The following is a 21,254-nucleotide window of genomic DNA, read 5'->3' on the forward strand; positions in this document are numbered from 1 at the left end:
GAATAATCGCGTTGAGTTCGTTTAATTGTTGAAGTCATTACACTCTCCAAAATGAGTTTGAAAAGTGTCAACGCTATTTAGGACTGGTCAGCGGTAATAAAAAAGGCCTAACAGATGTTAGGCCTTTTTTATGTTATGGTACCCGAGGCCAGACTTGAACTGGCACGCTGTTACCAGCGAGGGATTTTAAATCCCTTGTGTCTACCGATTTCACCACTCGGGCAAACTCTTTATATTAACGACGAGAATCGTGTCATTAATACCTTAATCTATGGAGGCGCGACCCGGAGTCGAACCGAGATCGACGGATTTGCAATCCGCAGCATAGCCATTCTGCCATCGCGCCATTTTTTCCAAACTCGTTAAGAGTTGGAGCGACATATCGGGTTCGAACCGATGACCTATACCTTGGCAAGGTATCGCTCTACCAACTGAGCTAATGTCGCATGATGTCACAGCTTAATGATTTATTAAGCTTAGGAGTTACGTTGCTACGCTTTCCCCTGACTGCGGATTGGCATTCTACCGATTTAACCTTCAGAGTCAATCAACAAATTTGAAATAATGCGCTTAGGGGCACTGTTTGCCCAATATTCAGCCACAGAGATAAAATGTGCTGATAGAATATACAATTTGCCAATTTTCTTGGCAAAAGTTCAGGCTACCCATCCCTTGATTGCTCTCACAATAAAATAGCTTGTCTATAGCTAAAAGTTGTCTAGTGAAATAGTGGCAATTCAAGTTTGAAAAGTATCAACGCTATTTAAAGCGAGTCACTGCTGACAAAATGCCTTGGCAGAGCGAGTAAACAGAATATTGAAGCAAGAGTTTTTAACACATATGTCCGCAGGCACGACGGATAGTGACAGAAGCGCTCGCCATCTATAATCAACGAGGGGCCATTTGGCCTTAAAATACAAAACGCCCGATGAGGTTCATCGGGCGTTTTAGGTAGAAATAAGCGTCAGCTTATTCCAGAACTAGATAAGTTCTATTTAACATTAGAACTTAACGGTTACACCACCGTAAATTGTACGACCAATAGTGTCGTAAACCTCTGGTACTGTACCACCATCACTACCGTTAGATACGGTCAATGGTTTTTCATCGGTAAAGTTCTTCACACCCAAGCTAACAGTGGTACTGTCGCTAACGTGGTAGGTACCAGAAATGTTGTGATAAATGATATCACCCACTTTGTTACCACCTTCAAGATCACGCATGTCACCGATGTAACGGTTGAAGTACATGACACTCCAATCATCTTGACCAGCACTGATGCTGAAGTTGTTACGCACGCGAGAATATGCCCCGAAGTTACCATCAATAGTGCCAGTGTAATCAACACCGTCCTGCTCGAATTGCACTAAGTAAGTTGTATCGTTGCTTACTTTCCAATCTAAGCCAATTAACTCGAAGTTATAGGCTAAGTTAAAGTCAATACCGCTTGTATCTTGAGAACCCACGTTTGTCAGCGCATTTGACAGATTGGTTAAATCGCCACCGGCTCCAATGTTGAACTTGTCACAAGCAGCGGTATCACCCGCAAAACAAGCATCTAAACCATCTTGAGTATTTGCACGAGCAATAGCATCACTCACCTTGAAACGCCAGTAGTCTAATGTCACAGACATACCGTCGATATAGCTAGGAGAATATACTAATCCAGCAGTGTAAGACTCTGACTCTTCAGGCTTCAGGTTTGGATCTGAAGTACGGTTTACTAGGATCTGTGCATCCTTAATATTACCCCATGGATCCGTTAAGTAATCGAATGAACCAGAGTTACCGCCATACAATTCTGCAACGCTTGGTGCACGGAAGCCCGTAGCAGCCACAGTACGAACCATCAGCTCATCAGTCGCAGTGTAAGTTAAACCGATTTTCCAAGTGGTTGCTTTACCGAAAGTTGAGTAATCGTCTAAACGCAGCGCAAACTCACCCGTTAATTTTTCAGTAAATGGTACGCTCACTTCTTGGAAGAAAGATACTACATTATAGTTACCTTTCGTTGGGTCTTGTTGAGCAGAAGTACTTTCACCAGCGATAACCACTTCGTCTGGCGTATAGAACCCACTTTCACGACGGTATTCTGCACCGATAGCGAAACCTACCGCACCAGCACTCAAATCGAATAACTCACCGTTTAATCCAGCAGACAGTGTTTGTTGCTCATTGCCACCTTTAGCTTCTTCAGTGTAGCTAATCGCGTCAATCATTTGCTGAGTTAATGGTGCGCCACTAAACCATGCAGCTTGATTTGCCAGCACTGAAGCTTTCATATCAGAACCGTTGATTGAGTTTTCTACTGCGGTTTTAGCTTGGTTCTTACCATAGGTGTATGTGACATCCCAGTTCATACCAGTATGTACATCTAGAGTACCTGCTAAACCACCAGATAAACGCCAAGTATCAGTATCTTGAGTGTAAATCCGAGGACCAACGTCATTTGTACGGCGACGGTAACTCACTTGACCATCTTTATTGGCAGTGATACCACCAGCGATCATTGCTTGATCCAGTGTCAAACAATCTTTTTGACCTGCAGTTTTACAAACATCTAAGAAAACTTCAGCAGGTTGGGCGGCCATTTGCTGATTAGAACGACGGTTAGTGTAGATAGCGTCAGCAGTTAATACTACATCGTTACCTAACTCTTGAGTCATGTTTGCAAATAAACTGCGACGTTCATTTGGAGTTTGATAGTAACTATCTTGTGTAAAATCATAACCATAAGTACGGTCAACCCAGTTGCCGTTTGCATCTTGAACTTTACCGCCTAAGGTGCCTGTTGGGATATAAGAACTTGCACCTGGCTCAGTCCAATCGCGGTCACCTTGGATTACACCACGACGGTCTGCATATGCTGCACCAAATGTATAGTTACCACCATCGGTGTTAAAACCATACAGTGCGCTCACATCACCATTTTCACCGTCACCTTTGTCGGTACCACTACCATTGAAGTCTAATTGGAAACCTTCAAAATCTTTTTTGGTGATGATGTTTACTACACCGGCAATCGCATCAGAACCGTATACCGCTGAAGCGCCATCTTTCAGGATTTCAACTCGAGCAATCATAGCAACTGGGATAGAGTTTAAATCCACAGAACTGTCAGCGCCCGAACCTGAGTTCACCATGCGGCGGCCGTTTAATAGTACGAGAGTACGTTGCGAGCCCATACCACGTAGGTCAACTTGAGCAACACCGTCCGCACCGTTGTTAGTGGTTGAACCAACTGCAGCACCCGCCATTGAGGTTTGAACTTGTAACATTTGGTCTACAGAGGTAAAGCCTTCGGCTTTGATTGCAGCAGCATCAATAACGGTAACAGGAGAAGCTGTTTCCATATCTTGGCGTTGAATACGTGAACCCGTGACTTCAATACGTTCAACTTTTGCGGTCTCTTCAGCTGCAAATGCGCTTGACGCAACAAAGGTGCCAGCAGCAATTGAACTAACGACAGCTAAATTAATAGCTGACGCAATTTTGGTTCTTTTGATCATGAATGAATGCTCCCTAGATCTTGCTATTATTTTTATGCTTACAGCTTGTACAACAATTTGCTGTACGACTGTTGCGCTTGATACTGAGGATTCACTTTCATTCAGTCAATCTTCATTTTTTTAACCTTGGGAACTTTTTTGTTTATTATTTTAACTCCAATTGTAAATTAATTGTTTTGCATCAACCTTGAATGCTAACCAACTCCTATTTACAGGATTAAAAACCGTATATTTCGATAATAAGCAGTGATTAAACCTGTTAAAAAAATAACATTTAACAAACATACAGCAAGCTCAAAAATGTGACATGCATCACACTTTCTCAGGGGAAAACTATCTGTCGCACAGAATAATGTATCGATTAATTATGAAGAAATATGCATATCGGTAATCATTGCAACATAAAGAACCCTGTAAATATCAGGGATTTTACTTTGCGCACCGATACAAAATGAATAAGTTGTAATTTTTATGCACTACAAGTGTGCAACAAACACAAATGCAACAATTCATCGCCAATTTAGAACAAGCATAAATATGGGGTGATTTAGGATGAGGTAAGGGCTAAAAAGGAGAAATACACAGCATCAATGGAATAAGAAAACGTTGAGCAACATCACTGTAAATGCTGTTTTATAGAAAACACAAACGCATTTTAGGCTTATTTATAATCAACATATAAATACATTTGTTTTATTGTTGTTAATTTATTAAATTAAATATTATTTACAAACAAAAATAAGATTATTATTTAGCCGAATAAACTTAAATAAAACAGTATTCCAGTGACGAACCTGCTCCACAGCCCATTTAATTAAGCCGTTATTCATTAAATAATATTCATCTAACGATATAGATGTGGATAAGCCTAGCGACAAGTCATCTGGTGACAAAAAGTAGCAATAACAAAGTCGGTAAAAACAGAAAAGCGGCCAAGGCCGCTTTTTTGGTAACAAGGTCATCCTTCTTGGATGTTACTCTGGTTTTATCATGCCGAAATGCAAATAGGCTCTGGTTGTGGCAATACGACCACGTGGAGTACGTTGGATAAAGCCTTGTTGGATAAGGAATGGCTCCAATACATCTTCGATGGTTTCACGCTCCTCACCAATAGCCGCGGCAAGGTTATCAAGCCCCACAGGGCCACCCATAAACTTATCGATAATGGCAAGCAGCAGTTTTCTGTCCATATAATCGAAACCTTCACCATCGACATCGAGCAAATCGAGTGCCTGCTCCGCAACTTTTTGCGTCACAGCGCCGTCGTGTTTCACTTCCGCATAGTCACGCACTCGGCGTAGTAAACGGTTGGCGATCCTCGGTGTTCCCCGCGAACGTTTGGCAATTTCGGTGGCTCCTTGAGCATCAATGGCCAATCCCATCACCTGTGCCGAGCGGGTCACAATGGTGCTTAAATCTTTAACATTATAAAACTCTAGCCGCAGTGGAATGCCAAAACGCGCCCTTAGCGGAGAGGTTAACGCCCCTGCCCGCGTGGTCGCACCCACTAAGGTGAACGGTGGTAGGTCCAACTTTATTGAGCGTGCAGCAGGCCCTTCACCGATCATAATATCCAGCTGATAGTCTTCCATCGCAGGATACAGAATTTCTTCGACGACAGGACTTAAGCGGTGGATTTCATCGATAAAAAGCACGTCCCCCGCCTCAAGATTGGTGAGTAGTGCCGCCAAATCCCCAGCTTTCTCAAGCACAGGCCCCGACGTCGATTTAATATTTACGCCCATTTCATTAGCCACGATCATGGCTAAGGTGGTTTTACCTAAACCCGGCGGGCCGTAGATCAACATATGATCTAAAGCCTCTTCGCGATTCTTTGCCGCTTGAATAAACACTTTTAATTGGGCACGTGTATCATCCTGCCCAGTATATTCATCGAGCAATTTAGGGCGCATGGCCCTGTCGATAACATCATCTTGACCTTGCAGCTGCGGCTGGATCAGTCTATCTGCTTCAATCATTTACCTATTCCTGTTACCGCATCGGCATACGGCACTTGCAATTTGAGCACTGTTGCAACCTAACTGGTTGCAAAAATCGCGTACCGCAATATAACACTCGCCTCAATAAAAACCATGCCATTAGAGCATCGATTTTAACGCAGCCTTAATCAAGGTCTCACTGTCCATGCCTTCTTTATAGGCGGCGGAAACGGCCTTACTCGCCTGTGGTGGTTTATAGCCGAGGGAGAGCAAGGCTGAAATCGCATCCTCTTCGGCACTGTTGACCGTCGGTGCAGGTGAGTAGTTGGATTGCAACACAAACTCACGCTCAGAGCCTACGGATGCCTCCATCAAGCTCTTCAATTTATCACGCATCTCAACCAATAAACGTTCGGCGGTCTTTTTACCGACACCGGGTAATTTCACCAACGTCACTATATCATCACGCTCAACACAACCCACAAACTCGCTGGCGGTCATGCCAGAAAGAATGGTTAACGCCAGTTTAGGACCCACGCCGTTAGCCTTGATAAGTAAACGAAACAGTGAGCGCTCTTGTTTAGTGATAAAGCCATAAAGCAGCTGGGCATCTTCACGCACCACAAAATGGGTATACACTGTGGTCGGTTGATTGACCTCGGGAAGTTCATAAAAGCTGGTGAGCGGCATCTGTAACTCGTAACCCACACCATTAACATCAATCAACACCTCTGGCGCTTGTTTTTCAATTAACACGCCACGTAAACGACCTATCATCTGTACCGTCCATATGTTCTTGTTGTCGCTCGGCCACTTAAGGCGACCAAACTTTGATTGGTGTGATAATGACATACCGCAACGCCAAGCGCATCCGCAGCGTCGGCCTGTGGCGCCGCGGGCAGCTTAAGCAATTGCTGGATCATATGTTGAACCTGTTCTTTCTTGGCTCGCCCCGTCCCCACCACCGCGTTTTTAATTTGGGTGGCACTGTATTCGGCAACAGGTAAGTTGGCCACTGTCGCAGCCACGATGGCCGCGCCTCGGGCTTGACCCAATTTCAAGGCCGAGTCGGCATTTTTGGCGAGAAACACCCGCTCAATCGCAAATTCATCGGGTTGATATTGGCGAATAATTTCACTGATCCCATCAAAGATTTGCTTGAGTCTTAATGGTAAATCCTCACCCGAGGTGCGAATACAGCCGCTGCCCAAATAAAGTTGCTGTCGCCCTTGGCATTGGATAACGCCGTAACCTGTGATCCGAGAACCTGGGTCAACCCCTAAAATAATTGCCATGCTATCCCTAATGCCTGTTCCCGACTTAAGACAACCCATTCAACGGATAACTTAAGCACTAGCAACAGTGCAAAAAATCATAAATCTCACTAAGGTGGCCTAAAGCAAAACGCAGGCGCTAAGCTCAATCGCTGTCTCAAGCTCTGGAGCTAAGTTTGTCAGCAGACTTTAGGCCACCTAACTCAGGTTAATGCTAAGACCTAACCTAAGCTTTCCATAATCTCATCGGAGATTTCGGCATTATGATACACCTCTTGCACATCATCGTGCTCTTCGAGGGTATCGATAAGACGCATAAACTTCTCCGCCGTCTCGGCATCTAACTCAGCTTTCGTTGAAGCTATCATCGCGATTTCGGCGTTATCACTGACAAATCCCGCCGCATCGAGGGCATCTTTCACCCCGTAAAACTCGGTCGGTTCGGTAAATACGTCTATTGCACCATCATCGTAGCTCACCACATCTTCGGCGCCCGCTTCCAGCGCCGCGTCCATCAGGGCGTCTTCATCTGTGCCAGGCGCATAGGACAACACCCCGCGCTTAGTGAACAAATAGGCAACCGAGCCATCAGTTCCTAAGTTACCGCCGGATTTACTAAAGGCATTACGTACGCCACTCACGGTGCGGTTACGGTTATCTGTCATGGTTTCAACCATCACAGCGGTACCGCCCGGGCCGTAACCTTCGTAAATAATGGTTTCGAGTTGTTGCCCTTCAAGTTCACCGGCGCCACGTTTGATTGCGCGCTCAATGGTGTCGCGGGTCATGTTGCCGCCAAGTGCTTTATCGATGGCGATACGCAGGCGTGGGTTTGAATCGGGATCCGAGCCACCTTCACGGGCAGAAACTGTTAACTCACGGATAAATTTAGTAAAGAGTTTACCGCGTTTGGCATCTTGCGCTGCTTTGCGGTGTTTAATGTTGGCCCACTTACTATGACCTGCCATGGGAGTTCTCCTCTACACATAGCCATTGCACATCTTATCAATAGCCTAAGGTAACCTTGACGGCGCCTCTTGTGAGGTACCTATAGCCAATGTTCCTTTACACAAAGATTGACGGCAAATTCAGTGACGTCGATAACGCAGATATTGATAAGAAATGAAATGACGGGGTAAAAATAGACCGAGGCTTGCGCCTCGGTACTCGATAATCACTAAAGATTAGTCTTCAGTCTTCGCAGCTTTCACCACGGAAATGCCTAATTCTGCTAATTGTTGTGGGTTAGCAAAACCTGGCGCATTGGTTAACGGACACGCCGCAGTGGTGGTTTTCGGGAAAGCCATCACATCACGGATTGAGCTTGCGCCCGTCATCAGCATGATAATACGGTCTAAACCAAATGCCAGACCCGCATGCGGTGGCGTACCGTAGCGCAGCGCTTCGAGTAGGAAGCCGAATTTCTCTTTCGCTTCTTCATCGGTAATGCCGAGAATACGGAATACCGCAGACTGCATCTCTTGATTGTGGATACGCACCGAACCACCACCTAATTCACAACCGTTTAATACCATATCGTAGGCATCTGACACACGGTTAGCCGGATTGGCTTCCAGCTCTTGTGGTGTCACGCCGCGTGGCGCAGTAAACGGATGGTGAACCGCATGGAAGCTGCCGTTTACCTTCTCAAACATTGGGAAGTCAACCACCCACAGTGGACGCCATTGACCTTGGAGCAGGTTAAAGTCTTCACCAGCTTTAAGACGCAGTGCGCCCATAGATTCGGCAACCACAGTTGCGTTATCAGCCCCAAACAGGATGATATCGCCCGTTTGTGCGCCAGTGCGGCTGATGATTTCGTTCACAATGCCTTCGTTTAAGAACTTCAGCACAGGTGATTGAATGCCATCTAACCCTTGAGTCAGGTCGTTTAGCTTTATCCACGCTAAACCTTTAGCACCATAGATACCGACAAACTTAGTGTAATCATCGATTTGCTTACGGGATAAGCTTGCGCCACCTGGAATACGCAGCGCCGCAACACGGCCTTCTTCATCATTAGCAGGGCCTGAGAATACCGCAAACTCCACTTCTTTGAGTAAGTCAGCCACGTCAACCAGTTCTAATGGGTTACGTAAATCTGGCTTATCTGAACCGAAACGACGCATGGCTTCGTTATAGGTCATACGTGGGAATTCGCCTAAATCGACGTTCAGCATCTCAAGGAACAGACCACGCATCATCTCTTCAGTCTTTGCCATCACTTGCTCAGACGTCATAAATGAGGTTTCAATATCGATTTGAGTAAATTCTGGCTGACGGTCAGCACGTAAGTCTTCGTCACGGAAGCATTTTACGATTTGATAGTAACGATCAAAGCCTGACATCATCAGTAACTGTTTAAACAGCTGTGGTGATTGTGGCAGCGCGAAGAATTGACCTTTGTAAGTGCGGCTTGGCACTAAATAGTCACGGGCACCTTCTGGCGTCGCCTTGGTCAGAATAGGCGTCTCGATATCTAAGAAGCCATTTGAGTCGAGGAAACGACGCACAGCACTGGTCACTTTCGCACGGAACATTAAGCGCTGCGCCATTTCTGGGCGACGTAAATCTAAATAACGGTATTTTAGACGCTGCTCTTCACTGTTGTTTTGATAGTTATCTAAGCTCAGCGGCAGCGGCTCAGAACTGTTGATAATGGTCAGTTCTTTACCTAATACTTCAATTTCGCCGGTCTTCATTTGCGCGTTAACTTGGCTATCAGGACGGGCACGAACCACGCCTTTTACCTGCACACAAAACTCGGCGCGCAGCGTACTGGCCACATTGAACACCTCAGGTAAATCTGGATCGTAAACCACTTGGACCAGACCTTCTCTGTCTCTTAAATCTAAAAAGACTACGCCACCCAAATCACGGCTACGATTAACCCAACCTACCAAGGTAACTTCTTGTCCAACGTGAGACTTATTGACGTCTCCACAATAATGACTGCGCATCTAACTCTATCCTTTATCCGGAAACCGGTGCTTTGGAAATAATCAAAACGAGATAAAAGCGGCATTATAGTCAAATAATGCCGATTACCAAAGTACTTCACTTTTAGGCGGTGAAGTATCAAACAGTTTTACGCCCTTGACTAGAGGCGAACGCACTATCTGCGTATAAGCGTTCAAAAAATCATCAAGCCACGCGGTAGCAGCGGCCACCCGCGGTTTTGGCTTGATACATCAGTTGGTCGGCTTGCTTCATTAACTCAATGGCCGTATCGCCATCGCGGGGATAAATGACCACTCCAATGCTGACTGCAACCTCTACCATCACCCCTTCTATACTGAAAGGCGATGCAAGCGAGTGCAGAATATTATCAGCAACTTGGGTCGCAGCGTCGAGATCTTGCACACGATTTAGCAGGATCACAAATTCATCGCCGCCGAATCTTGCCACTGTATCAGAATCGCGAATGGCTTTGCTCAACAATCCCGCCACTTTTAACAGCAAGGCATCCCCCACAGGATGACCATATTGATCGTTAATTTGTTTAAAGCCATCTAAATCAATAAACAACAAGGCAAAATGGCTATGATCCCGCCGATGGGCAAGTAGGGCCTGCGACAGCCTATCATCCAACAGTGCTCTATTGGGCAACTGAGTTAAGGCATCGTGACTCGCAACATGCTGCAAACGTTTTTCGGCGGCGATTCGGCGAGTGATCTCCACGTTTAAGCGACGATTGACCACTAACACAGCCACCATCACGACAGATAAGGCTAATGCGCCGCTTAATAGATAGCGGATCCATTGCAGATACTGACTGTTATCTGCATCAAGGGAAAAACTGACCCAATGGGAATAGATTTGCTGCTGGGTATGTTGATCAATTTGTGCCAACACGCGATTGATTAACGGGACTAGCTGAGCATACTGCGGATTAAGCCCAAAGTGGCTGTGCTGATCGGCTAAATCACTGAGTAGCGACATTTTCAATAATGGATATTGGCCTGTTTTTAACTCAGAGGCCAGCGTCACCACCTTATCGATAAACACATCGGCATGACCATCGTTAACTGCTGCGAGCCCCGAATGGGTGTCGGGCACTAATACCAGTTTGAGCGAGGGCTGCTGTGCCATCAGTTGTGCCACCAGATGATAGCCTTCCACCACAGCGACCCTCTGTCCCGTCAATTGCGCCAGATTAAACACCGACACCTGCTCAAGTTGCGACACCATTCCCCAGGGTGATGGCCAGTAGGGATCACTAAAGGTTAAAAATTGCTGGCGCTCGGCGGTTTGGGCTACGCTGCCAGCAAGAGCAATGTCGCCAGAACGCAATGCACCTATCAGTGATTGCCAATCATCAAAGCCAACAGGCTCAATCTTGATCCGTAATTGCTCTGCCAAAATGTGGGCAATGTCGCTGTTGATCCCCGCAAACTGACCTTGCTCATCGCTAAACTCCATCGGCGGCCACTGTTTTAAGTAACCGAGTTTAACTTCACCGAGTTGTGAGAGGTAATCTTGCTCACTGTTTGAAAGTTGAATGCCGTGTAATCCCTTCTGGTTAAAAATGCGATCCTTAGGGTTAAGCATCCATTTTTGCTCAACATCGGCAAATTCCTGCATGCTAATGCTGCGAAAACCATTGGCGATGCGCTGGGTTAATCCAGGATCATCACTGCGGGTGAGCACATAAATATCGGTGGGAAACTCAAGCTCTGGATATTGATAAAATTCGGACCAAGCCTTGTTTTGCAGTAAATAGTGGGAAGTCCATGCTCCTGCGGCAACAAAGCCTGCAATCTCACCCGATCGCGCACCTGCCACCATGCTGTCCATATTTTCGTAATAGCGCAGCGTAACATCGGGCAGCGCTCTACGCAGCGCCACTAAATAAGGCGCGGTCGGCACAACGCCGATGCGTTTGCCCTTTAGACTTTGCAAATTGGTCAGTTGCTGTTGATATAAAAACAGTCGACTCTTCACCGTATAGAGTTGCCAAGCGCGGGTTAAACCTGTTTTTAGATCGTCACTTTCAGGGTAACCAATATGCGCATCGGCTAAACCTTGGCGCACATCGTTAACACTGGCATTCATGTCGCCCGAGATAAAATCCACATTGATGCCCGTCTTGGCCGACCATAATTGCCAGAGATCCACATAAAATCCATGGGGTAAGCCATCGACGCCTAAATCGACAAAGGGCTCAACACCTAACTGCATCGCCACCACAAGCCCCGCCTTTTGCCCGTGATAGCCTAACCAACGCCGTTCAGTTTGTTGCACAAAACGAGCATCGAGTGAATCAAACCCCTTATTAATCTTCTCAATTAAAGCCTGATTACCTTTCATCACGGCGGGGACAAACTGCATAGCCTTAATTGGAATACGCGCACTGATGGGAAAACTGCTCGCAATTGCTTGGCTGGACGCGGGATCTCGCAGATAGCCATCGAGCCCGGCAAATACAACCGTCTCGCCCGCCGCAACCCCCGCCAGCAGTTTTTCACGACTTTCATAATATTTGAAGACTAAATTCGGCTCGATGCCGCGAAGCACCGCCTCATGGGACGAGCCACCGACGATCCCGATTTGGTAAGGAATAAGTTCCTTAATGGATTTTTTGCCCTGCAGGGATTTATGCAGGTAAAGGTAGGTACTCACATCAGCGATAGGCTCTGCGAAATCAAATAGCTGCTCACGCTCGGGCGTCTGCCCCATGCCAATATGCACTTGGGCTTTGCCCTGCCGTAATTGCTGCAGCGACTCATTCCAGTGCCGCGCCACAAACACTAATGGCGTATTGGTGCGCTTGCCCCATTCCTTCCAGAGATCGACTAATAAACCCGTGGCTTCGCCGTCGTTATCGACAAACTGATACGGGAAACTGTCTTCCCCCATCACCACAATAAGCGATTCAGTCTGTCCTTGACTGGCGTTTACTGCGTTACTCAACATGCTGCAACACAGGATCACGATAAGCTGGAGCACTAACTTCAACTGGGGTCCCTAGTACTTGATGTACAATGTAAATACTTTGTTATTGATGCATATTAGACAGAAATTTCGGGCAAATTACTAGCCGAGACTTGCTGCTAGTCAACCGGATTCGTTAAAATGCACAGCTGAATTTTCGAGATATTCCCAGATGAACGCTTCCCAAGATACTATCTACGCTCAAGCGAGCGAACACATTAGCGATTTCCAGTTTGATAACCGTGTCGCGGGTGTCTTCAGTGACATGATCCGCCGCTCGGTGCCTGGCTATACGCAAATTATCAATACTATTGGCGATTTTGCGGATCGTTTCGTCAAGCCTAATACCCAAGTATATGATTTAGGTTGCTCTTTAGGCGCCGCCACCTTAAGCATTCGCCGTCAAATCCAAGGCCGCGATTGCCGCATCATCGCCGTGGACAATAGCGAATCCATGGTGACCCGCTGCCAAGAAAACCTCAATGCCTATGTGAGTGATACTGAGGTTGAGCTGATATGCGGCGATATTCGCGATATTCACATCGAAAACGCCTCTTTAGTCGTGCTTAACTTTACCCTGCAATTTTTACCGCCAGAGGACAGAGAAGCGCTGATCGCAAAGATTTATCAGGGGTTAAATCCCGGCGGTCTTTTAGTGCTATCGGAAAAAATTCGCTTCGATGATGCGCCGATTCAAAGTGTGCTCGAAGAGCTGCACTTAGACTTTAAACGCGCCAATGGCTATAGCGAGCTTGAAATCAGTCAAAAGCGCAGCGCGCTTGAAAACGTGATGAAGCCCGATACCTTAACTCTCCACCAGCAACGTTTGACTCGCCAAGGGTTTAGCCACTTTAGCTTGTGGTTCCAATGTTTTAACTTCTCTTCCATGGTGGCCATCAAGTGATCAGTTTCAGCTCGTTTTACCAGCAAATTGCCGATTCCAATTTGCAGCATTGGCTCGAAACTTTGCCAGCCATTCTCGGCAAATGGCAGAGAGAACATAAGCACGGCAACTTACCCAAGTGGGAAAAAGTGCTCAATAAGCTGCACTATCCCGCCCCAGACCAAGTGGACTTTGTTAGCAGTGTAACAGTCGGCACCGGCGAGCAACTCTCACCCGGTGAAAAGGAAAAACTTGAGAACCTACTGCGCCTGTTTATGCCTTGGCGCAAAGGCCCTTTCCATATCCACGGCATTCATATCGATACCGAATGGCGCAGCGATTGGAAGTGGGACCGCGTGAGCCCACATATTTCTCCTTTGCAAAACCGCACTGTGCTCGACGTCGGCTGTGGCAGCGGCTATCACATGTGGCGTATGCTTGGCGCGGGCGCCAAACGCGTAGTGGGCATCGACCCTTCACCATTGTTTTTATGCCAATTTGAAGCGGTTAAACGCCTAAGCGGTGATAATCATCCCGTACACTTATTGCCGCTTGGCATTGAAGAGCTGCCACCGCTGGATGCATTCGATACGGTTTTCTCCATGGGCGTCTTGTATCACAGACGTTCGCCTATTGATCACTTGTTACAATTACGTGATCAGCTACGTATGGGTGGGGAATTAGTGTTAGAGACTTTGGTGATAGATGGTGATGAAAACGCCGTACTCGTCCCTCAAGATAGATATGGGAAAATGAATAATGTATGGTTTATTCCATCCGTCGCGGCCCTGATGCTCTGGCTAAAGAAGTGTGATTTCACAGACATACGTTGTGTCGACACCGATGTCACCGCATTAGCCGAACAGCGCCGAACCGATTGGATGCCGAATGAGTCACTGGTTGAATATCTTGACCCTAACGATATCACTAAGACTATCGAGGGTTACTCCGCGCCGAAACGCGCAACGATTATTGCGGTGAAAAATCAACCCAATCAAGATTTGACCTAACGAGTTAACTCCAGTGGCCTAATACGCTTATGCCTAGGTAAACCCTAGGCATAAAACCCGTTTTAACGCCAATAGGAAGTACTATGCTAAAGCAGTTGATCGCTATCGCCGTTGCCAGCAGCTTAATGGGATGCGCAGCGACAGAACCGACCGCCCACGCCCCCAAACCACTCGATACTGATACCTTTAATACCCGTCTTAATCAGCAGCAAGTCCAGCTAGTCGCTGCGATTAATCAGCAATGCCAACCGACGGATTTAACCTCGCTTACGGCCCTGAGCAGCCAAGTCGAGCAGTTAAGTCAGCAAATCAATCATTTAAATCAAGCAGCGAAAAACCTCAGCGCGCAAAAGCAAGCTGCAGTGGTGACGCCTGCGCCGAGCCAATGCCCTAAATCCGCTCTTGGGGACAAGTTTTTACTCGGTGAAATCGAAAATGTGTTTATCGATGAACTCAATGCCAGTTTTGCCACACGCATTGATACCGGCGCAGAATCTTCCTCTATCGATGCCCGCAATATCACCCTGTTTGAACGCGATGGTGCCCAATGGGTACGCTTCGATGTGTATACCCAAGGGGAAAAACAGCCTGCGACAAATTTCGAATCTAAGGTCGTGCGTTTTGTACGCATCAAGCAGGACGCCAATGAAAAGGACGATCGCCGCCCCGTGATCCACGCGCACCTTAAGATTGGCCAATATTCCGCAGAGACAGATCTTAACCTCACCGACCGTAGTCACCTCGACTATCCCTTATTGCTCGGCCGTAAATTTATCAAAGATATCGCCGTTGTCGATGTCGGCCAGCGCTATGTGCACGGTAAAGCCAAACAGCCCAAACCTAAGCAACCCGATCCTGAACAACCTAAAGCAGAGTCAGCCATCGTCTCCAGCGGCAAAAAATAACCGCTTGGTCTAAAGCCGTTCACAAGCTAAGCATAGAAGCTACTTGCGCTCATTGGTCTGTCAGCTTGTGACATCGCCGCTCAATCTGACGCAGCCAGACATAGCTAATATCCGCCACGCGACAATCTAACGCGTGACGTCGAGTTCGAACCGCCAATGCCCTGGGGTAATCCCACGCTTTTCGGCCATTGGCGCAACATGGGAAACACGTATGCATTCACGTAAACCTTTTTACATTTTGGTGGCATTACTTTTTATTGTCGGTCTAAGCGCCAGCATCTACCGCGGCGTTAAGCATCAGGTGCCTTTTCTCCCCGGTGAGCAAGTTCAAAGCTGGGCGGTAGACGCCAAAATCAGTTTCGATGGCACTGGCGATGCGGCCGAAGTGTCCTTCTCCTTACCACAGGATCCCGCCTATGAAGTCTTGGTCGAGAACGCCAGCTCCCCGGGCTTTGGGTTATCGGTGAGTGATGCTAAGGACGCGCGCCGTGCAATTTGGTCGATTCGCGAGGCCTATGGCAGCCAAGATCTCTATTATAAAGTGACCTTAGTGCCGACGGGTGTGACCCAAATCCACAGCGACGATATTCCAAGTCAACCAGAGCCTTACCTCTGGCCCGCGACCGAGAAGAGCGCCGCAGAGCAAGTGATTAGCGAAACCTGGTCGCGCAGCGCATCGAATTTGTCCTTCGCCCAGCAATTAATGAATGCGATCACAGCAACTAAGCGCAGCCAGAATATGGAGCTGTTGCTGTCGAGCCAAACCGCGACGCAAGTGTTTTTGCATATGCTGCAAACCAAGGGCATTCCGGCCCGTGAAGTCAGCGGACTTTACCTTGAAGATCAGCGCCGCCGTCAATCCCTGTCGCCCTTTGTGGAAGTGTTCCATAACGGCGAGTGGATCTTATTCGATTTGGTTAAAGGCAAGCAAGGTCGTCCAGAGAACTTACTGCTGTGGGAACGCTCGGGCCATTCAGTGCTCGATGTGATGGGTGGAGTAAACTCGCAGGTGCATTTCTCTATGTTGCAGGACACCCGCTCGGCATTGGCGACATCCATCGATATGATGATGAATAACAATGCCTTGGATTTCTCACTCTACCAATTACCGCTAGAAGAACAGAGTCTATTCAAGGGCATTTTATTGATCCCTATCGGGGTACTGATGGTGGTGTTTTTACGGGTGATCATTGGGGTCAAGACCTCGGGCACCTTTATGCCAGTCCTTATCGCCCTCGCCTTTATTCAGACCAGTTTAGTCACGGGCTTAGTTGGCTTCTTGTTAATCGTGGCCTGCGGCCTAATGATCCGCTCCTATTTATCCCAATTAAATCTGTTACTAATTTCGCGAATATCGGCGGTGATCATCGTCGTGATCGGCATTATTGGCGTCTTTACCTTGCTGTCTTATAAATTCGGTTTAAGCGAAGGACTGACAATTACCTTCTTCCCGATGATTATTTTGGCCTGGACCATCGAACGTATGTCTATCCTGTGGGAGGAAGAAGGCCCGAAAGAAGTGATAGTGCAAGGCGGTGGTAGCCTAATGGTCGCTACCCTCGCCTACTTAGCCATGAGCGCCAGTTGGGTACAACACTGGGTATTTAACTTCCTTGGGATCCACTTAGTGATCTTGGCCTTAGTGCTATTAATGGGCCAATACACAGGCTATCGCCTACTGGAACTCAAACGCTTTAAACCACTCGCGGGGGATGCCTAATGAATATTGCCTGGCCATGGGAGCTTCGCGCGCGCGGCGTGCTCAATATGAATAAGCGCAATATCGATTACATCGGTCGCTATAATCCGCGCAAATTTTATAAGCGAGTGGACGATAAGCTGCTGACGAAACAATTAGCACTGGCCAATGATATTGCCGTGCCCGATTTAATCGCCGTTGTGCGCGAGCAGCACGAAATCGTGCATATTCCCGAGCGCGTGAAAGGCCGCACAGGGTTTGTGATCAAACCCGCCAAGGGCTCTGGTGGTAAAGGCATTTTAGTGATCACCCATATCGAACAGGGCCGTTACTATAAACCCAGCGGACACGAAGTCAGCCCATCGGAATTGGATAGACACGTGTCCAATATTCTCAGCGGTTTATTCTCCCTTGGCGGCAAACCCGATGTGGCGATTGTCGAGGGATTGATTGAGTTCAATCCCGTGTTTGACGGTTACAGCCATGAAGGCGTGCCCGATATCCGCTTGATTGTCTTTAAAGGATTTCCAGTGATGGGGATGCTCAGGCTCTCCACCGCCGCCTCCGATGGCAAGGCCAATTTGCACCAGGGCGCCGTGGGTGTGGGCGTTGACATTGCCACAGGAAAAGGGTTACATGCTGTGCAATTTGATGCTCCAATTGAGTTTCATCCAGACACAGTCAAAAAGCTCACCGATATCGTCGTACCCCACTGGGACAGCTTGCTGCATACCGCATCGAGCGCCTTTGAAATGTGTGAGATGGGTTACTTAGGCACGGATATGGTGCTTGATCAGACTAAAGGCCCGCTGTTATTGGAACTCAATGCACGCCCGGGACTGGCGATCCAGATTGCAAATGGAAAAGGCATTTTGCCTAGACTTAAGCATGTCGAAGCCATGTCATCCCATTCAATGACAGTTGCAGAACGTGTAGCCTATGCAAAAATCCATTTTAACGGCTAGCCTGTTTGGCTGGTGTTTATCCACTCTCGGTGCAGCCTATGCTGCGCCAAGCCCCGTGCCGCTGCTGGTAGAGCAGTGTCTGCGCCAACCTAATATCGATTTGGCTGGCGCCTTCGCCAGTTACGCCAGTACCCACCAGCTATCTGCCTTAACACTGGCGGATAAGGCCCTAGTGTTAGAGCAGCAAACCATAGGGCTGAATAATGTCAACGACAGACTCACCTACTACCGAGGTTTGCCGCTGTCGGGGGATGAGCGCCAAGGTATACTGCAGTGTCAATTGCGTTTAGCCGACACTCTGAGCGACTTACTAAACCAAGCAGAATTTAGCCAACTGGCGTTTGAGCTGACGCAAACAGCTTCAGAAAATGATGATGCAGCAAGTCAGGAACAGGCTTTACTCGGTAAGCAATTAACAGCTTTGTTGCGCCAGCATTTATCCATTATGGATAAAGCTAAGCTGCACACGGCGCAGGCCAGCATTCGCCAAGGCTTAGGCAACCAACAATTTCAACTGGATATTCAAGCAGATAAATGCCAGCTTACAGATGAAGTAGCCGAAGTGAATACTGCCAATAACGAGGAAGAAACGGCAAATTCAGGCACTTTCTCAGGGACTATTGCCAGTTATCTGTTAAAGCAACCCGATGCCGAATGTCGACAAACCCTGTGGCAAGCCTATCAAGGTCGAGCCAGGGAACATAATCAAGTCGCTTTACACCGCATTGCCGAGCTGCGTCAACGCATTGCCAATGACGCAGGCTTTAGCGATTACGTCAGTTACAGCCTCAAGGATCAGCTACTCAATACCCCTGAGTTAGTTAAAGCGTTTCTCGACAGCCAAACCGAAACGATTCAAGTTGCCCCTTGGGATCTTGGCCGTACCTTATCGCAATTACCGAGTGCGCAAACCACCGCCATCAATACCCGTGAGCTGCTCGACAAGGCCTTAACAAGCTTAAGCGAATATGGTTTACGTTTTGAGGTGATTGGCGAGCATCTAGACTCGGCAGCTACTCAAACAACACTTTCTCAAACGGCACTAGCACAAGCACAGCAACAGATCCTCCGTGTTTACCATACGGATAGATTATTGGGAGAAGTGTATCTGGCTATCGGCGCTCAAGATAAAGAGAATAAATCTAGGGATGCCAGTCAACACACCCTCAGGCAAAATGTGATCGGACAGCAATTTGGTCAACAGGCGCTTGAGCTCCCCGCAACTCTCAATAATTTCAAAGATATCGAACGCTTTACCCAAGCCCTCGCCGATACAATGACCTCGCTGGCACGCGGCAGTCATTTTTACCTAAACAACACCTTAGGCCCGACGCTCGATACCAATCAATTACCGAGTCTTTGGCTCGCTAAGGTGTTACGCCAAGCGCTATTTCCCCAATTTGATACCCAATATATTCAACCGAGGGAAATGCTCGCAAGCGCCTATGCGACGCAGCTTAAAGTCTTTCGCGCTAAGGTGGCACTTAACTTTTACCAGTCCTTAAACCAGCAAAGCTATTCGGATTTACCTGCTGAATTTAGCAAAAGCTTTGGTGCGAACTGGGCACAAGCGATTGATTACCCATATAGTTTCAATGCTATCGCAAACGAAGGCCCACGCTATTATCAATCCCAGTGGCAAGCCAAACTCGCGACGCTTGTCCATCAATCAACCCAAGACTGCCAAGATAAACTTGGGCTTTTTAATCTCCTCGTGGTCAATGAGACCGCACTCACCTTGAGCGAGCAACTGCGTGCCATACTTGGCGACCCCGTGGATGCCGCTGCGCTTATCCAAAGGATTATCCATGTCTCAGGATCTGAAAATCACCCACACACCACAACCGAAACACAAACTCTCGCTGCCCATTGCGCTTTTTAGCGGTTTAGCCTTATTTACCGCACAGAGTGCTTTCGCCAATTCGCAAAGCACGCTCCTAAGTCACACCGGGCTTGCGAACTCACAAAACGTTCTCAAGTCAAACACCACGGATAAATCCGAATTAAGCCAAAGCGACGTTGCGCAGCTTATTCAACACAACCTTGAAACCCATCTCTATACACTCCCGCCTCGGGTGCAGGGCCATTATGGGATCCGCCTCTATCGCCTGACAGGCGATGAGCAATACGCCAACGCCGCGTTAGTCGATCTTTATGCGGTAACCGAAGCTCAAGCGTTTTATGCCTGCCAAGTGGATAACCCTGAATTTGTACGTCAAGCCTCAGAGAACGCCATCGCAGAACTGGGCAATGGTCCCAGAGCCAAGGCCCGTAAAAAAGCCCTCGCGCCCTTTCCTGAGTTTTTATTTTACTCCGATGTACTACTGCGATTCGCCAGTCGAATCGATGAGTTAGGCTTTACAGGTCCTTGCCATAGTCAAATGATCCAAGCCCTCAAAAAAGCCGACCTACGCCAAGGTTTGACCGATCCCGCGATGATTAAAGCCTGGGCAGCGCAGCTAATTAACTATGTGTATTGGGCCAAACAATTAGGTGTAGGAGATTATCGAGAGGATTATAAAACGGCATTTACTCGGGTTTACTCCGACGCGCAGGAGGCCACTCTCAGCAAAGCACAATTTCGCAATAAGCTCTACGGCCTGACGCATTTTATCTTTGCCGCGAGTGAATATTATCAACATCAGGTAGATGCCACTGAGTTTGCATGGATTTTGGATTACTTTGATGCCAACATAGAGCGGATTTTACAGGATGCGACCGACGATATTATTGCCGAAGTCGGCATTAGTTTTCTGCTAGCAGGCAAGACAGACCACCCTATCGTGGCTCAAACTCGGGCTTATATTGCCAACTCGTTTGATACCAACAGTCAAATTATCCCCTCACCCAAGGGCAATCCTGACTTAGCCCTTGGCGAACATCGCAATGTGCTTGCGATAATGTTGCTTAATTGGCCAGAAACCCTCAATCCCGGGCCTTATCTTAACGAACTTAACGCGACGAAAAAGTATTTACCTATGGGCGTGACGTCTAAGGTTATCGATTAATACATTACCCATAAAACTTACTGATAAGAGGTTGTCACGCCGCCGCATTGCGACGCGATAACCTCTTTTTCAATTAACACAATAATAGTATTGAAAAAAAGATCATAGCTCGCCACTATAAGCCTCA

At 47.5% G+C, this 21,254-nt stretch carries 14 protein-coding genes, 3 tRNA genes and 1 pseudogene; 8 read left to right on the top strand and 10 right to left on the bottom strand.

Annotated elements, in window-relative coordinates; all coding sequences use genetic code 11:
• Window positions 1–136: 136 nt before the first annotated feature.
• From SHD_RS09925 to SHD_RS09935, 3 genes are all read right to left on the bottom strand, one after another.
• Window positions 137–223: transfer RNA gene (locus SHD_RS09925), tRNA-Leu, on the bottom strand.
• Window positions 224–272: 49 nt separating this feature from the next.
• Window positions 273–346 (bottom strand) — tRNA-Cys (locus SHD_RS09930).
• Between the two features lie 24 nt (window positions 347–370).
• Window positions 371–446: transfer RNA gene (locus SHD_RS09935), tRNA-Gly, on the bottom strand.
• 337 nt (window positions 447–783) lie between these two features.
• Between SHD_RS09935 and SHD_RS21815 the strand changes: the two are divergent.
• Window positions 784–951 (top strand): annotated as a pseudogene (locus SHD_RS21815) (integrase core domain-containing protein); the annotation flags it as partial.
• 50 nt (window positions 952–1,001) lie between these two features.
• Here the strand turns inward: SHD_RS21815 and SHD_RS09940 are convergent.
• From SHD_RS09940 to SHD_RS09970, 7 genes are all read right to left on the bottom strand, one after another.
• Window positions 1,002–3,509, bottom strand: coding sequence for a TonB-dependent receptor plug domain-containing protein (locus SHD_RS09940; RefSeq protein ID WP_023266983.1), 2,508 nt, complete (start codon window positions 3,507–3,509; stop codon window positions 1,002–1,004).
• A gap of 974 nt (window positions 3,510–4,483) precedes the next feature.
• Complete coding sequence (gene ruvB, locus SHD_RS09945) at window positions 4,484–5,488, bottom strand: Holliday junction branch migration DNA helicase RuvB (protein ID WP_023266984.1); 1,005 nt, start codon at window positions 5,486–5,488, stop codon at window positions 4,484–4,486.
• Window positions 5,489–5,608: 120 nt separating this feature from the next.
• The gene (gene ruvA, locus SHD_RS09950; protein ID WP_023266985.1) at window positions 5,609–6,226 is read right to left on the bottom strand and encodes a Holliday junction branch migration protein RuvA; all 618 of its coding nucleotides are present in this window, start codon (window positions 6,224–6,226) and stop codon (window positions 5,609–5,611) included.
• Entirely contained in the window at window positions 6,223–6,744 is a 522-nt protein-coding gene (ruvC, locus tag SHD_RS09955; RefSeq protein WP_011622671.1) for a crossover junction endodeoxyribonuclease RuvC, read from the bottom strand. The genes ruvA and ruvC overlap by 4 nt, the downstream gene beginning before the upstream one ends.
• Before the next feature lie 200 nt (window positions 6,745–6,944).
• Window positions 6,945–7,691 carry a YebC/PmpR family DNA-binding transcriptional regulator gene (locus SHD_RS09960; RefSeq protein WP_011622670.1) on the bottom strand — a complete coding sequence of 249 codons (747 nt, stop codon included), beginning with the start codon at window positions 7,689–7,691 and terminating at the stop codon, window positions 6,945–6,947.
• Between the two features lie 216 nt (window positions 7,692–7,907).
• Window positions 7,908–9,683 (bottom strand): aspartate--tRNA ligase, encoded by a 1,776-nt coding sequence (gene aspS / locus SHD_RS09965; RefSeq protein WP_023266986.1) that lies wholly within the window; start codon window positions 9,681–9,683, stop codon window positions 7,908–7,910.
• 184 nt (window positions 9,684–9,867) lie between these two features.
• Entirely contained in the window at window positions 9,868–12,681 is a 2,814-nt protein-coding gene (locus SHD_RS09970; RefSeq protein WP_039978074.1) for a transporter substrate-binding domain-containing protein, read from the bottom strand.
• Between the two features lie 148 nt (window positions 12,682–12,829).
• Between SHD_RS09970 and cmoA the strand changes: the two genes are divergently transcribed.
• The 7 genes from cmoA (at window position 12,830) to SHD_RS10005 (ending at window position 21,127) form a co-directional block, all read left to right on the top strand.
• Entirely contained in the window at window positions 12,830–13,561 is a 732-nt protein-coding gene (cmoA, locus tag SHD_RS09975) for a carboxy-S-adenosyl-L-methionine synthase CmoA (protein WP_023266988.1), read from the top strand.
• Complete coding sequence (gene cmoB / locus SHD_RS09980; RefSeq protein ID WP_023266989.1) at window positions 13,558–14,550, top strand: tRNA 5-methoxyuridine(34)/uridine 5-oxyacetic acid(34) synthase CmoB; 993 nt, start codon at window positions 13,558–13,560, stop codon at window positions 14,548–14,550. Before cmoA ends, cmoB begins: the two co-directional genes overlap by 4 nt.
• An 83-nt stretch (window positions 14,551–14,633) precedes the next feature.
• Window positions 14,634–15,455 carry an ATP-dependent zinc protease family protein gene (locus SHD_RS09985; protein ID WP_023266990.1) on the top strand — a complete coding sequence of 274 codons (822 nt, stop codon included), beginning with the start codon at window positions 14,634–14,636 and terminating at the stop codon, window positions 15,453–15,455.
• 211 nt (window positions 15,456–15,666) lie between these two features.
• The gene (locus SHD_RS09990; RefSeq protein WP_023266991.1) at window positions 15,667–17,175 is read left to right on the top strand and encodes a UUP1 family membrane protein; all 1,509 of its coding nucleotides are present in this window, start codon (window positions 15,667–15,669) and stop codon (window positions 17,173–17,175) included.
• Entirely contained in the window at window positions 17,175–18,119 is a 945-nt protein-coding gene (locus SHD_RS09995) for an alpha-L-glutamate ligase-like protein (RefSeq protein WP_023266992.1), read from the top strand. Before SHD_RS09990 ends, SHD_RS09995 begins: the two co-directional genes overlap by 1 nt.
• A complete protein-coding gene (locus SHD_RS10000) occupies window positions 18,094–20,001 on the top strand; it encodes a M3 family metallopeptidase (RefSeq protein ID WP_023266993.1) in 1,908 nt (635 codons plus the stop codon). Before SHD_RS09995 ends, SHD_RS10000 begins: the two co-directional genes overlap by 26 nt.
• A complete protein-coding gene (locus SHD_RS10005; RefSeq protein ID WP_023266994.1) occupies window positions 19,928–21,127 on the top strand; it encodes a DUF3541 domain-containing protein in 1,200 nt (399 codons plus the stop codon). The genes SHD_RS10000 and SHD_RS10005 overlap by 74 nt, the downstream gene beginning before the upstream one ends.
• Window positions 21,128–21,254 lie beyond the last annotated feature (127 nt).

Source organism: Shewanella decolorationis S12 (assembly GCF_000485795.1).
Classification (GTDB): Bacteria; Pseudomonadota; Gammaproteobacteria; order Enterobacterales; family Shewanellaceae; genus Shewanella; species Shewanella decolorationis.

Excerpts from the sequence above, each read along its gene's own strand:
- SHD_RS09990 (WP_023266991.1), top strand. The coding sequence starts at position 15,667 with ATGCATTCACGTAAACCTTTTTACATTTTGGTGGCATTACTTTTTATT.
- ruvA (WP_023266985.1), bottom strand. The coding sequence starts at position 6,226 with ATGATAGGTCGTTTACGTGGCGTGTTAATTGAAAAACAAGCGCCAGAG.
- SHD_RS09985 (WP_023266990.1), top strand. The coding sequence starts at position 14,634 with ATGCTAAAGCAGTTGATCGCTATCGCCGTTGCCAGCAGCTTAATGGGA.
- ruvC (WP_011622671.1), bottom strand. The coding sequence starts at position 6,744 with ATGGCAATTATTTTAGGGGTTGACCCAGGTTCTCGGATCACAGGTTAC.
- aspS (WP_023266986.1), bottom strand. The coding sequence starts at position 9,683 with ATGCGCAGTCATTATTGTGGAGACGTCAATAAGTCTCACGTTGGACAA.
- cmoA (WP_023266988.1), top strand. The coding sequence starts at position 12,830 with ATGAACGCTTCCCAAGATACTATCTACGCTCAAGCGAGCGAACACATT.
- SHD_RS10000 (WP_023266993.1), top strand. The coding sequence starts at position 18,094 with ATGCAAAAATCCATTTTAACGGCTAGCCTGTTTGGCTGGTGTTTATCC.
- SHD_RS10005 (WP_023266994.1), top strand. The coding sequence starts at position 19,928 with ATGTCTCAGGATCTGAAAATCACCCACACACCACAACCGAAACACAAA.
- ruvB (WP_023266984.1), bottom strand. The coding sequence starts at position 5,488 with ATGATTGAAGCAGATAGACTGATCCAGCCGCAGCTGCAAGGTCAAGAT.
- SHD_RS09995 (WP_023266992.1), top strand. The coding sequence starts at position 17,175 with ATGAATATTGCCTGGCCATGGGAGCTTCGCGCGCGCGGCGTGCTCAAT.
- SHD_RS09940 (WP_023266983.1), bottom strand. The coding sequence starts at position 3,509 with ATGATCAAAAGAACCAAAATTGCGTCAGCTATTAATTTAGCTGTCGTT.
- SHD_RS09960 (WP_011622670.1), bottom strand. The coding sequence starts at position 7,691 with ATGGCAGGTCATAGTAAGTGGGCCAACATTAAACACCGCAAAGCAGCG.